The following is an 11,989-nucleotide window of genomic DNA, read 5'->3' on the forward strand; positions in this document are numbered from 1 at the left end:
CACAATCAAGGAGCCAATCTAGGCGGCCTTGAAGTGCGATAGCAAACTGCCCTCCGAAGGTGTGGATAGTTATCCAACTTTCGGGGGGCAGTTTTTTTGCTTGTACCTTTACCTTGGCTTTTGCCAGGATCAGAGACATAGACTTGGGTTCTGGCTATGGCTATGGTCGCTCAGTTTCAAGGCACTTAGCACTAAAATAGCAAGGCTTTTGTGAAGAACACCGCTTTAGCAGCAGCCTGAACATAATTCATTTTTGTGCAAATGGAAGACTCAGACTGCTGCGCTTGCTACTGCTAACCCACGTCTTTCCTGCAAATTACCCGCTGCACGCAAGCTGCTGATGACCAGCCTCAACAGCAGGGTCTTTTCAAGGATGAACAGGAGTAGGAATGTCCCAGATATTCAGGTCCGCATTCTCACGCTCCCACGCCCTTACAGAGAACTTGGCACGGTTGAACAGGCCCAGATAGTTTTCATAGCGAATCTTGTTACCGACTTCCACAGGCAGTTCTCCCAGGAAGTCCCGCATCTTGGACAGATCCGCGTGATACTGCTCTGGCGACATCAAGCCACCCGGCGTCACAGACGTGGGAGGGGTCGATTCAAAGCGGTTACGCGTGAAAATCACCACATCCGAGCCCCACAGAATCCGGTTTTGGTATTCCTTGAAGAAATTCAGCCAATCCTGGCGGCTGGGCATTCCGGGTTCGGGGTGAAGCATATAGTCCTGCACCAGATCCCAGGAAATATCGGTAGACCAGCTTGGGCAAGCATCCAACACTTTCTTTACGCGCGTAATGTGATCCTGAGTCGGCTTCACAAAACGCCCCAATCCAGTATGCGCCCATACCACTCTGGCCTTGGGTGCATGTCCGCACACATGTTTCAAACCCTCCACATAGTCCTGGTCGGGATAGGTATGCTCCAGCTCACCCTGATAATTGACCTCTACCCGGTACATATCGTTGTGCAAAATCGCGACCAGGCCAATTTCCTCGATCGTTTTGAAGAGATACTCCAGGGATTCGGAATAGAGCGACACCTTGCTGCCATCACCCGCGTCCGGAGGCAAGGGCACGGAGGGTGCCTTGGCTTGCTCTACCGTTTCACCGGCTAGTTTGCTGGACACCAGCTCCTTGTGAATGGTGAATTCGCCCACCCCGGCAAACACGCCTGGAAAACTAAGCACCGCACGCTTGATATGTTGCGAGGCATAGACGTCCATTGGATTGAACGCCGTGATCATGACATCCAGTTTTTCCTGATACTGGGGTGGCAGCCGCTCGTACTCGCGGGCAAACATGGCATCGACAAAGGAGTAGTAATACAGGTCGGCCTTAGGGCCAATATAGTAATTGGGCCCGTACATCTGATTGCCAGGGCCCTGAGCCTGATAGAGCTCAAACCCATCCCAACGCTGCTGCAAAGGAATAGGCATGATGGTCGAGCGCACAATCTGCTGCAAATTGCCGCCCATATACCTTTCTGCATATTCCTTTAAAGGAATCCCCTGCATGGCATAGTTGGATGCATGGAAATGTACGTCGGCATAAAGCTGGCTGGTATCCAGCCTGGGTTCCGGGCTTTGGGCCACAGCATGGCCCTGCAAGGCAGCCAATAAAATCAGACCGTAACCCGCTACTGTTTTTGCGTTTATATGATGACAAGTCATTCGTGTCTCCCTATCTACAAGTCGTGTGCAAAGCCTGATACTGCAACTTGTCGATAATACCGACACACTCATCCATAAATAACAAAAAATAACAGATATTCTTTTTTAAACTTTATTTATATTATTTTCTATCTATTTAAATTTTCAATATTAATTGCCATACAAAAAAGATCACCACAATAACAAAAAAACCCAACCATAATTTCAAAAAACAATTAACAACAACTTATTAAAACCTGAACAATCAGGCTATTCACACCGCTTGGCTATCCAACTCAACGCCATCAAGAAAGCCGCCCCTAGGAGACAGAATTGGCAAATAGCAGTGATGCACCCAGACCCAGCAAGGCTGCACCAATTCCCTTGTCCAGCCATCTTTGCCGAGCCAGCATGGCGGCCCGCAAGCGTTTATCTGAAAACACCAGAGCCACCACGCTGAACCAGACCCAATGAGCAAAGGACATCCAGAAACCATAGGCAAAATTCAGCCAGAATGGTGCATTCGGCTGTACCAACTGAGTAAAAGTCGCCACCACAAACAACATGGTTTTAGGATTCAAGGCATTGGTTAAAAAACCCATACCAAACGCCTGCCAGGCGGTGGGCACACAAACTGCTTGACCATCGGTATCAGGCACAGCGCGGTTACTGAAAGACTGATAGCCCAGGTACATCAAGTACGCCGCCCCCACCACCTTCATCATCCAAAACAGAGTGGGAGATTGAGTAATCAGAATCGCTACCCCCAACACCGTGTAAACCACGTGCACTTGCACGCCGGCCGCAATGCCCAAGGCTGAAATCAGACCAGTCTTGCGACCAAAGGAATAGCCATTACGAGTGACCATGGCAAAGTCTGGGCCTGGGCTGATCACAGCCAGGATAGTAATGGTGGCAACCGCCAACAGTTCATGCATATTTAACAAGCCTAAGTTTGATGAAATCGGCGTTATGAACGACTGTTCATACAGCCAGAATGCAGTATCAGTCCTACACTCCTACTAATGGAAAAATCTCTGCCCACAGGACCTCACTGTCGAAAAACAGATTTCTCTCAGAAACAGAGAATATTTTCAGATAATTTATGGCTACATCTAACTTTCAAGTTATTTTTTATTCCTGCTCCAACAACGAATATTTCGTCAAACCCAGAAAATTCATTAGCCAAAAAATTATTTATTTCGTCCCAATCTCGCCATCACAGGATGTCATTATTGATAATCCTGTGCTAATTTAAAAACGATAATTACTGCATCATTTCTGTGAGTTTTCATCGACTATGCAAATTCCCAACCTCACGGCTTTTCGCTACTTTGATACGGCGGCTCAGGCAGGCAGTTTTGTGCAGGCAGCGCAAGTACTCCATGTCACGCACGGCGCTGTCAGCCGACAAATTCGTGCACTGGAAGAATCGCTGGGAGTCGAGCTGTTTGAAAGGCGCAATCGGGCCGTATTTCTGACGCCTGCAGGTCGCCAGCTCTTGCATGTCACCGCCCCTATGTTTGAACGCCTGGAAGATGTTGTTCACCAACTGCAACAAAGCCAGCGCGAACATGCTTTGGCCGTCTCCTGCGAGCCCACTATTGCCATGAAGTGGCTGATTCCACGTCTGGGGGGTTTCCAGGCCTTGCACCCCAATATCACCGTGCATCTGATTACAGCCGGAGGGCCGGTGAACTTCGCGCAAATGGGGGTGGATCTGGCCATACGCCGCGACGACTTTCATTGGGCGGACTCGGTCTGCGGCCTGAAGTTATGCGAGGAGCGAATAGGGCCTGTCTGCCAAGCGCAATACCCCCACACGCAGGACACGGCCAAACAGGTGCTGATACAGAGCAGTTCTCGACCCCAGGCCTGGGCCACTTGGGCGCGACTTAGTGGCCAGCCCATACGCGCTGCCAACAAGCTGGAACTGGAACATTTTTATTTGTGTATTCAGGCGGCCTTGTCCGGGCAAGGCATGGCGATCGTGTCGCATCTGATGGTGGAGGACGAATTGCAAAGCGGCCAGCTTATCGCCCCGCAGGGTTTTATCCCCGACGGCTCGGCGTACTATCTGCTCTCCCCGCAGGCTCTGGATCAAAACCCACGTGCAGAAGTCTTTGCTGACTGGTTGAGCGAGCAGATGGCGACATAGCCCTACTCACAGACAGCACCAGACACCTTACGGTGCCCTTCCAAAACACAATCATGGCGTTGCCTTTGCCATCCGCGTAGACAAATAGTCTGAAAAAACCACCAGTACACAAATAAACTATTCAATAATTGTTGAATTATTGTATTATATGCCCATGGAAGAATCTCACGTTATCCGCTCCCTGGCCGCCTTGGCCCACGAAGCCCGCCTGCGGGTATTTCGCGCACTGGTTGTAGCCGGTGCGTCCGGGCTGACACCCGGCACCTTGGCCGAACAGTTAAGCATCGCTCCCAATGCCCTGTCCTTTCATTTGAAAGAACTCAGTAATGCCGGCTTGATTCATAGCGAGCGCCAAGGCCGCAACCTGCTCTACAGCGCCACCTTTCCCGCCATGAACGATCTACTGGCCTACCTGACTGAGAACTGCTGTCAGGGTGAAAACTGCCTTACAGCGCCCAACTTGTGCCAACGCCCCTAAAAAAGCCAACTAACACCGATTCAAATCAACCAACCGCTTGTTGGCCTAATACCCAAGGCCTGACCGCCTGCCCCTGACGACAAAATTTGCCATGCTCACATCTGTCCTGATTTTCCTTGCCACCCTGATCTTGGTCATCTGGCAGCCCAAAGGCTTGGGCATAGGCTGGAGCGCCTCTCTGGGCGCGGCCGCGGCCCTACTTTCAGGTGTGGTGCAGTGGAGCGATCTGGCTGTGGTGTGGGGTATCGTCTGGAATGCAACCGCTACTTTTATAGCAATCATTATCATCAGCCTGGTGCTGGATGAAGCCGGTTTCTTTGAATGGGCCGCACTGCACGTTGCCCGTTGGGGGGCAGGCAGTGGACGCAGGCTTTTTGCATTTATCGTGATTCTGGGCGCTGCCGTGTCTGCCCTGTTTGCCAACGATGGCGCTGCCCTGATTCTGACGCCTATTGTCATGGCCATGTTACTGGCCTTGGGCTTCTCGCCCGCCGCGACCTTGGCCTTTGTCATGGCGGCAGGGTTTATTGCCGACACGGCCAGCTTGCCACTGGTCGTCTCCAACCTGGTCAACATTGTCTCGGCCGACTATTTCAAACTGGGCTTCACGGACTACGCCGCCATCATGGTGCCCGTCAATATCGTGTCCGTGCTGGCCAGCCTGCTCGTCTTGATCTTGTATTTCCGACGTGACATTCCTGCCCAATATCGCCTTGAGCAGTTGAAACCACCCGCACAAGCCATTACGGACATGGCGACCTTCAAGGCAGGCTGGATCGTGCTGGCTTTACTGCTGACAGGTTTTTTCGCACTGGAGCCCTTGGGGATTCCCGTCAGTGTCGTTGCCGCTGCCGGAGCCATCATTGTGCTGACGGTTGCCGCTCGTGGCACAGTCATCAGCACAAGGAAAGTGCTGCGCGGTGCGCCCTGGCAAATCGTCGTGTTCTCGCTGGGCATGTATCTGGTGGTGTATGGCCTACGTAATGCCGGGCTGACCAACCATCTGGCCCTGCTGCTCGATGAGTTCGCCCAGGCTGGCGTGTGGGGAGCCGCCATGGGCACAGGCGTCCTGTCTGCCCTGTTGTCCTCGGTCATGAACAATATGCCCACGGTCCTGGTCACGGCCCTGTCAATTGATGCTTCCAGCGCCCAGGGCGCCGTCAAAGAAGCCATGATCTACGCCAATGTCATCGGCAGTGACCTGGGGCCCAAATTCACACCCATAGGCAGTCTGGCCACCTTGCTCTGGCTGCACGTGCTGGCCCAGAAAGGCACAAAAATCAGCTGGGGCTACTACTTCAAGGTAGGAGCCATCCTGACCACACCCGTCTTGCTGATCACTCTGGCGGCCTTGGCCCTACGGCTAGGTATCGCCCACTAACCCCCTGACATCGAGCACAAGGCCATGAGCAACATCACCATCTATCACAACCCCGCCTGCGGCACCTCGCGCAATACCCTGGGCCTGATCCGCAATAGTGGTCAAGAGCCCACCATCATCGAGTACCTGCAAACACCACCAGACCGCGCCACACTGATCAGGCTGATAACAGACTGCGGCCTGAGCGTGCGCGAAGTCCTGCGCCAAAAAGGAACACCTTATGAGGAGCTGCAACTGGGCGACCCCAAATGGAGTGATGAACAACTGATTGATTTCATGTTGCTGCACCCCATTCTGATCAACCGTCCCATTGTGGTCACACCGCTGGGCACACGCTTGTGCCGCCCTTCGGAACAGGTGCTTGAAATACTGCCCCAGCCGCAGCAAGGCGCATTCCGGAAAGAGGACGGCCAAGCCGTCATTGATGAAAAAGGACAAAGAATTGAGCCAGCCTGACTTAGCCAATCTGGACGAGCACGCTTTTACGAGCCCGACACTGTCAGAGTTGCCGCCTCCAAGGCGGGCTACGCATGCACCTCGAATTCTGCTTTTGTACGGCTCTTTGAGGGAACGCTCCTATAGCCGATTGTTGACGCAAGAGGCGGCGCGACTGCTGAACGCAATGGGTGCCGAAACCAAGATCTTTGACCCACACCAGTTGCCTTTGCCCGATGGCGCAACAGATGAGCACCCCAAAGTGCAGGAACTGCGTCAATGTGTACAGTGGGCCGAGGGCATGGTCTGGACTTCGCCCGAGCGACACGGTGCCATGAGCAGTGTCCTGAAAGCACAAATTGACTGGATTCCGTTAAGCATCGGCTCCGTACGCCCAACGCAAGGCAAAACACTGGCGCTCATGCAAGTCTCTGGCGGGTCCCAGTCCTTTAACGCCTTGAACCAGATGCGCGTCCTGGGCCGCTGGATGCGCCTGATCACCATTCCCAACCAGTCCTCCGTTGCCAAAGCCTTTCTGGAGTTTGACGACCAAAGCCGCATGAAACCCTCCCCCTACTACGATAGGGTGGTCGATGTCATGGAAGAACTGATCAAATTCACCTTGCTGACACGCGACTGTGCGGATTATCTGGTCGATAGATACAGCGAACGCAAGGAGACGGCACAGGAACTGTCAGCGCGGGTGCAACAGCGCAACATCTAGCAGCCTGATCAGGGCGGGAAACACAGAGTCTGCCTGCTTTTACAATACAAAGCAGCCGTACAAGCCCTTCTGCGCTTGCGGCTGCTTTGCGCCATGCCTCACACTAGCATCAGATTCCCTTCATCTTTCCCTGCCAGGCTGTGCATATGCGTATTCTCTTAATCGAAGACGATTCCTCGCTGGGCAGTTCCTTGCAGTCCTGGCTACATATGGACGGCTATGCTGTGGACTGGTTACAACGCGGCGATCAAGTTGCCACGGCCTTGGCAACCCATACCTATCAATGCATCCTGCTGGATCGGGGCCTGCCCGGCCTGGACGGCGATGCCGTTTTGCGTAGCTTGCGAGGAGCCGGTAGCCCTCATGCCCACGTTCCCGTCATTGTGATCACCGCCCGCGATACCTTGGCAGACCGAGTGCAGGGCCTGGATCTGGGGGCAGACGACTATCTGGTCAAGCCGTTTGACCTGGAAGAGCTATCCGCACGAGTACGCGCGGCCTTGCGTCGCAGCGCGGCACAGGCCAGCTCCGAATGGCGTCACGGTCCCGTCGCTATTGACCCGACAGCCAAGCGTGTCACATTGAACGATCAGCCTGTGGCTGTAACCGCACGCGAATTTGCTGTTCTGCAGGCCTTGATGCACCACCCCACCCATATTTTGAGCCGCGCTCAGCTTGAAGAAGCCCTCTATGGCTGGAGCGAGGAAGTGGAGAGCAACGCGATCGAAGTCCATATTTACAATCTGCGCAAAAAACTGGGCAGTGACTTCATTGTCACTGTACGCAATCAAGGCTATGTGCTGGCCCCCGCATGAAACATCTGCTCCGTAAACTGACGCGTACCCGCTCCAGCCCTAATGCTTCGGCATCACGCCCGCAAGGCTGGTCCCTACGGCGTCGTCTGCTGCTGACCGTAATGGGAACCAGTATTGGCCTGTGGCTGGTCAGCCTTTCCATTGTGGTCAGTGTCGCCTGGCACGCTACCGGTGATGTTCTTGATGACGCACTGGAGGAAGGTGCCCGTCTGGTCTTGATGTTGGACCCGCAGGAGACTTCACCCGGATCCAATACAACGGGCACAGGCCTGAACCGTGACGAGGCGCTCAAACTGCGCATGTACTACCAGTTGGTCGCGGCAGATGGCCGTGTGCTGCTGCGCGGCGACGACACACCTGAAACGGCTTTTTTACCGCAGGCACACAGCAAGCAAACCACCACCGTCCGGGTCGATGATGAACTCTGGCGGGTTTACGTGCGCCCTGGGTCGGCAGGCGTGACCGCCCAGGTCGCCCAACCTATGGAAGAACGTCTGGAACTGCTGGAGGATATGGCAGAAAATCTAGCCTGGCCCGTGTTGGGACTGCTGGCGCTGCTGGGCCTGTCAAGCTGGTTCCTGATCCGACGCCTGATGCGTCCTTTGGAAGATACCGTCAAACGCATCAACGCCAAATCCCCCGATGACCTCACGCCCGTGCAGGGTGGCCATCCGCCCCGTGAACTGCAGGCCATGCTCGATGCCCTCAACACCTTGATGGCACGTCTATCCACAGCACTGGAAAGTGAGCGGCGCTTTACCGCCGATGCCGCCCACGAACTGCGTACCCCTTTGGCTGGGCTGCGCATGCGCGTTCAATTAATTGAACGCGAACTGCAACTACCTGATGCCCATCTACAGCAATTACGCGCTGATCTGGATCGCTGCACCGCCCTGGTAGAAAGTCTGCTCGCCCTGACAAGACTGGAACCACAGGCAGAACCTCTGAAACGTGAAACCGTAGACCTGAATCAAATCCTGGACAACCTTAGCCCATCCCTGCCCTCGGTGTCAGTGAACATGGAAAGAGCCTTGGCCGTGACAAGCTTGCAGGCTGCGCCGGTATTGTTAAGCAGCGCCTTACGCAACCTGATTGGCAATGCCATTCGCTACGGCGGCGCAGGCGTCCGGGTACGAATCGAAACGACACGCAGACACGATGGCGGTGTACGCCTTGCGGTCCGGGACAAGGGGCCTGGTGTTCCCCTCGAACAACGGGCCAGACTGGGAGAACGGTTTTTTCGCGTACTGGGCACCGGCCAAGCCGGCAACGGCCTGGGCTTGTCTATCGTGGCCCGCATCGCGGCCTTGCACGATGCCAAACTATCCTTTGAAGAAGGGCTGGACGGCCAGGGCCTGAGTGTCATACTGGATTTTCCACCCCGTTAAGAGTCTTAAGATTGCCTTCAGGTTCAGGAGTTCTACTAACACTATTCCGCAATCGGCGGAACATTGACCCGATAACCCGATACAGGAAACCCAATCATGCGATTCACTTTACCTACCCTCGCCGCCGTCCTTGCCCTGAGCGCCAGCGCTGCTATCGCACAACCCGCCAGCTACACCGGCCCAAACAATGCACCTCAGGCGAGCAGCGCTGCTGGCTCTTACTCCGGCCCCAACAATGTGCCACTAATGACCGTCAAGCAGTTGCTGGAGACCGGCCGCGACGACCAAATCGCACGTTTACAAGGTCGTCTGGTCTCGTTTGAAGGCGATGAACGCTACCTTTTTGAAGATGCCACCGGCCGTATAACCGTGGAGATCGACAACGAAGACTTCCCGGCTGGCCAGACCATCAGTGCTGAGCAAAAAGTGGAACTGACTGGGGAATTCGACAAAGGCCTGCGCAAGACGGAGTTTGAAGTCGACCGCCTGAGTCTGCTGCCTTAAGCTTGCCTAGTCAGGTGTCGCAATGAAACTGGTGCCGGATGAGCTCAAACCAATTGGCTTATCCGGTAACAGGATCCCAGTCAACCGTCACCGTGATAATGACCTATCCGCCTTTCAAGCACTTGCCAAAAGCCATCAACCGCATAAACCACCAAAGGCGAGACCGTCAATCCGGCGGTCGCTCAGAACGGCGAAGTCAATCTGCAAGCTGAGCAACAAAGCGAACAAGCCAATAAAAACATACCAAAACCATTGCTTTCGGCGCCGCCCACCCTGTGACAGCACCAGCACATGGAAAGTCAGTACGGCTGAAAATAACAGTGTCAAAAACATCTGCCCCCCTCATTCCAGCGTCTCAAGCAAGGAGCATCCCTGCAGGCTCCGACTCTTCTGGTCAAGAGCAGTCTTGAGTGCCACATCAATATCCTGCTGCAAATCGGCAAGCGACTCCAAACCCACGGACAAGCGCAGCAGATTATCCCCAATGCCGCAGCTCATACGATCCTCTGGCGACCAACGCCCATGCGTCGTCGATGCTGGATGCGTGACCATGCTGCGTGTGTCTCCAATATTGGTCGCGATTGAAATTAACTGCAAAGCATCCATACAAGCCCAAGCCTCTTTTTGGCTCATACCCACTTCAAAGCTGACTACCCCACCAAAACCGGCCTGCTGCGCGCAGGCAATTTCATGGCAGGGGTGCGACTCCAGGCCCGAGTAGAACACCGCAGCTACATTCGGATGCTTATCCAGCCAGCGCGCCATCGACAGTGTGTTGGCACTGATGCGCTGCATACGCAACTCAAGCGTCTCCAGGCTCTTGAGCAGTAACCATGCATTCATCGGACTCAAGCACGCTCCCTGCGAACGCAACACCGCCCGCAGCGGCTGCATCAATGCATCGACCCCACACACCACACCGGCAATGCACCGACCGTGACCATCCATATATTTACCGGCAGAATGCAATACCAGATCTGCACCTTGCCGCAATGGCCGCTGCAAAATAGGGGTCAGCATGGTGCTGTCTACCAGCAGCAATGCCCCATGGTCATGAGCCATGCGCGACAGCCGGGCAATATCGGCGACATGCTGCATCGGATTCGCTGGGGTTTCCACAATAACCAGGCATGTATCACTGTCGATCGCCTTTTCCCAAGCATCGTAATCCAGCATGCCGACGACACGCACTTCAATGCCATAGCGAGCAAAATGCTGGCGCAGCATGATCAGGGTCGTGCCAAACACATCACGTGCGCAGACAATATTGCAACCACTCGCTGCAAACGCCATCACCACCGCTGACAGTGCTGCCATGCCGGATGCAAACGCCACCGCCGCTTCGGCCTCCTCCAGGAAGGCAACCCGCTGCTCGAACGTGTTGACTGTCGGATTGGTAAATCGACTATAGACATTGCCCGGTTCCGTCCCTCCAAAACGAGCGGCCGCCTCCCTCGCTGAGCTGAAAGAATAGGCAGACGTCAGCGCAAGCGGCTCACAAAAGCTGTCGGAAAAATCGGCATCCTGTCCAATCCTGAGCATTTGGGTAGCACGTTGGTCATTGAACATGATAGATATCTCAGCTGAATTCAGATTGAGTCCGTCGAAACACAACAGACGATAGAAAGAGTGAAGAAACACCAGCGATCGCAGTGAGCATTGCCAGGACCATCACCGTCGCCTGATAACTGCCCAGACGGTCATAGCCATAAGCACCTAATTGAGCGGATCCAAAAGCGCCTATCTGGTGAACCAGAAAAAGCATGCCAAATACCTGCCCCTTGACGGCGCCTCCATAGCGACCCAGACAGATCGCGGACGTCAATATGACAGTTCCGAGATAACTGGCCCCAAATACGGCGGCAAACACGTAGGTCGTCACTATTCCGGAGGGAGCCAATAGCAAAGTCATGGCCAGACAACGTAGTACGTAGAAAGCCGCCAGTAGTCGGTGCTGGGCAAAACGCACTGCCAACCAGCCAGCGGCCAAACCGCTAATCATTTCCAACACGCCAAACAGGCTCAGGCTCATCCCCATGCTGGAGCGGCTGACCCCGGCGTCCCGCCATAAAGGCACCAGATGCACGTCAATGAAGGCCATCGACGCTCCACATCCGAAGAAACCAAAGGCAAGGACATAAAAGCCAGGGTCACGCAACACGACAGGCCAGGTGCCAACGCGCTTCTCGGGGGCATTTCCAGCAGGCTCTTTCGCAGGCAAGGGCACACGCGCACCTAACCAGAACAGCACCGCCAAAGGCCCCAGAAACAGCAGACCGACCACAGAAAATACCTGCTGCCAGTCGAAATGGGCTTGCAACCACAACCAGAATGGGGAAAGAACAATGAATCCAATGGCCGTGCCATTGGTGATCAAGGCATAAGCAAAACTTTTATGTCTCTGGTCGAACAATCGATCAACCAATATCCCCATGGGCACAAACGTCATCGCCGC

General features: G+C 54.4%; 13 protein-coding genes. 8 read left to right on the top strand and 5 right to left on the bottom strand.

What is annotated here, in order from left to right; all coding sequences use genetic code 11:
- Positions 1-367 precede the first annotated feature (367 nt).
- Both AB7E06_RS15800 and AB7E06_RS15805 read right to left on the bottom strand, forming a co-directional pair.
- Positions 368-1,672: a hypothetical protein gene (locus tag AB7E06_RS15800; RefSeq protein ID WP_427957553.1), complete on the bottom strand. Its 1,305-nt coding sequence runs from the start codon at positions 1,670-1,672 to the stop codon at positions 368-370.
- A gap of 299 nt (positions 1,673-1,971) precedes the next feature.
- Entirely contained in the window at positions 1,972-2,589 is a 618-nt protein-coding gene (locus tag AB7E06_RS15805) for a LysE family translocator (protein ID WP_094197691.1), read from the bottom strand.
- Positions 2,590-2,951: 362 nt separating this feature from the next.
- On the opposite strand from AB7E06_RS15805, the gene AB7E06_RS15810 reads away from it, so the two are divergent.
- The 8 genes from AB7E06_RS15810 to AB7E06_RS15845 all read left to right on the top strand — a co-directional run bounded on the left by AB7E06_RS15810 (position 2,952) and on the right by AB7E06_RS15845 (position 9,534).
- The gene (locus tag AB7E06_RS15810) at positions 2,952-3,809 is read left to right on the top strand and encodes a LysR substrate-binding domain-containing protein (RefSeq protein WP_094197692.1); all 858 of its coding nucleotides are present in this window, start codon (positions 2,952-2,954) and stop codon (positions 3,807-3,809) included.
- Positions 3,810-3,963: 154 nt separating this feature from the next.
- A complete protein-coding gene (locus tag AB7E06_RS15815) occupies positions 3,964-4,287 on the top strand; it encodes an ArsR/SmtB family transcription factor (protein WP_094198429.1) in 324 nt (107 codons plus the stop codon).
- Positions 4,288-4,378: 91 nt separating this feature from the next.
- Positions 4,379-5,668, top strand: coding sequence for an arsenic transporter (locus AB7E06_RS15820; RefSeq protein WP_125277704.1), 1,290 nt, complete (start codon positions 4,379-4,381; stop codon positions 5,666-5,668).
- A 24-nt stretch (positions 5,669-5,692) separates the two neighbouring features.
- Complete coding sequence (gene arsC, locus AB7E06_RS15825; RefSeq protein ID WP_094197694.1) at positions 5,693-6,124, top strand: arsenate reductase (glutaredoxin); 432 nt, start codon at positions 5,693-5,695, stop codon at positions 6,122-6,124.
- Complete coding sequence (arsH, locus tag AB7E06_RS15830) at positions 6,093-6,827, top strand: arsenical resistance protein ArsH (protein ID WP_166727081.1); 735 nt, start codon at positions 6,093-6,095, stop codon at positions 6,825-6,827. Before arsC ends, arsH begins: the two co-directional genes overlap by 32 nt.
- 146 nt (positions 6,828-6,973) lie before the next feature.
- Positions 6,974-7,642 carry a response regulator transcription factor gene (locus AB7E06_RS15835; RefSeq protein WP_094197695.1) on the top strand — a complete coding sequence of 223 codons (669 nt, stop codon included), beginning with the start codon at positions 6,974-6,976 and terminating at the stop codon, positions 7,640-7,642.
- A complete protein-coding gene (locus tag AB7E06_RS15840) occupies positions 7,639-9,030 on the top strand; it encodes an ATP-binding protein (RefSeq protein ID WP_427957557.1) in 1,392 nt (463 codons plus the stop codon). The genes AB7E06_RS15835 and AB7E06_RS15840 overlap by 4 nt, the downstream gene beginning before the upstream one ends.
- Positions 9,031-9,126: 96 nt before the next feature.
- Positions 9,127-9,534, top strand: a complete 408-nt coding sequence (locus AB7E06_RS15845; protein WP_395029644.1) for a YgiW/YdeI family stress tolerance OB fold protein — start codon at positions 9,127-9,129, stop codon at positions 9,532-9,534.
- A gap of 135 nt (positions 9,535-9,669) precedes the next feature.
- Here AB7E06_RS15845 and AB7E06_RS15850 read toward each other — a convergent pair whose 3' ends face one another.
- The 3 genes from AB7E06_RS15850 to AB7E06_RS15860 form a co-directional block, all read right to left on the bottom strand.
- Complete coding sequence (locus tag AB7E06_RS15850; RefSeq protein ID WP_321268785.1) at positions 9,670-9,861, bottom strand: hypothetical protein; 192 nt, start codon at positions 9,859-9,861, stop codon at positions 9,670-9,672.
- A gap of 15 nt (positions 9,862-9,876) precedes the next feature.
- Positions 9,877-11,103 carry an aminotransferase class V-fold PLP-dependent enzyme gene (locus AB7E06_RS15855; RefSeq protein WP_427957559.1) on the bottom strand — a complete coding sequence of 409 codons (1,227 nt, stop codon included), beginning with the start codon at positions 11,101-11,103 and terminating at the stop codon, positions 9,877-9,879.
- Positions 11,104-11,113: 10 nt separating this feature from the next.
- The coding region (locus tag AB7E06_RS15860) for an MFS transporter (RefSeq protein WP_427957561.1) at positions 11,114-11,989 on the bottom strand (876 nt) is incomplete at its 5' end.

Source organism: Alcaligenes sp. (genome assembly GCF_050255915.1).
GTDB lineage: Bacteria > Pseudomonadota > Gammaproteobacteria > Burkholderiales > Burkholderiaceae_B > Alcaligenes > Alcaligenes aquatilis.

What these genes read in the sequence shown, in the direction of transcription:
- AB7E06_RS15800 (WP_427957553.1), bottom strand. Translation starts at nt 1,672, where the DNA reads ATGACTTGTCATCATATAAACGCAAAAACAGTAGCGGGTTACGGTCTG.
- AB7E06_RS15805 (WP_094197691.1), bottom strand. Translation starts at nt 2,589, where the DNA reads ATGCATGAACTGTTGGCGGTTGCCACCATTACTATCCTGGCTGTGATC.
- AB7E06_RS15810 (WP_094197692.1), top strand. Translation starts at nt 2,952, where the DNA reads ATGCAAATTCCCAACCTCACGGCTTTTCGCTACTTTGATACGGCGGCT.
- AB7E06_RS15815 (WP_094198429.1), top strand. Translation starts at nt 3,964, where the DNA reads ATGGAAGAATCTCACGTTATCCGCTCCCTGGCCGCCTTGGCCCACGAA.
- AB7E06_RS15820 (WP_125277704.1), top strand. Translation starts at nt 4,379, where the DNA reads ATGCTCACATCTGTCCTGATTTTCCTTGCCACCCTGATCTTGGTCATC.
- arsC (WP_094197694.1), top strand. Translation starts at nt 5,693, where the DNA reads ATGAGCAACATCACCATCTATCACAACCCCGCCTGCGGCACCTCGCGC.
- arsH (WP_166727081.1), top strand. Translation starts at nt 6,093, where the DNA reads ATGAAAAAGGACAAAGAATTGAGCCAGCCTGACTTAGCCAATCTGGAC.
- AB7E06_RS15835 (WP_094197695.1), top strand. Translation starts at nt 6,974, where the DNA reads ATGCGTATTCTCTTAATCGAAGACGATTCCTCGCTGGGCAGTTCCTTG.
- AB7E06_RS15840 (WP_427957557.1), top strand. Translation starts at nt 7,639, where the DNA reads ATGAAACATCTGCTCCGTAAACTGACGCGTACCCGCTCCAGCCCTAAT.
- AB7E06_RS15845 (WP_395029644.1), top strand. Translation starts at nt 9,127, where the DNA reads ATGCGATTCACTTTACCTACCCTCGCCGCCGTCCTTGCCCTGAGCGCC.
- AB7E06_RS15855 (WP_427957559.1), bottom strand. Translation starts at nt 11,103, where the DNA reads ATGTTCAATGACCAACGTGCTACCCAAATGCTCAGGATTGGACAGGAT.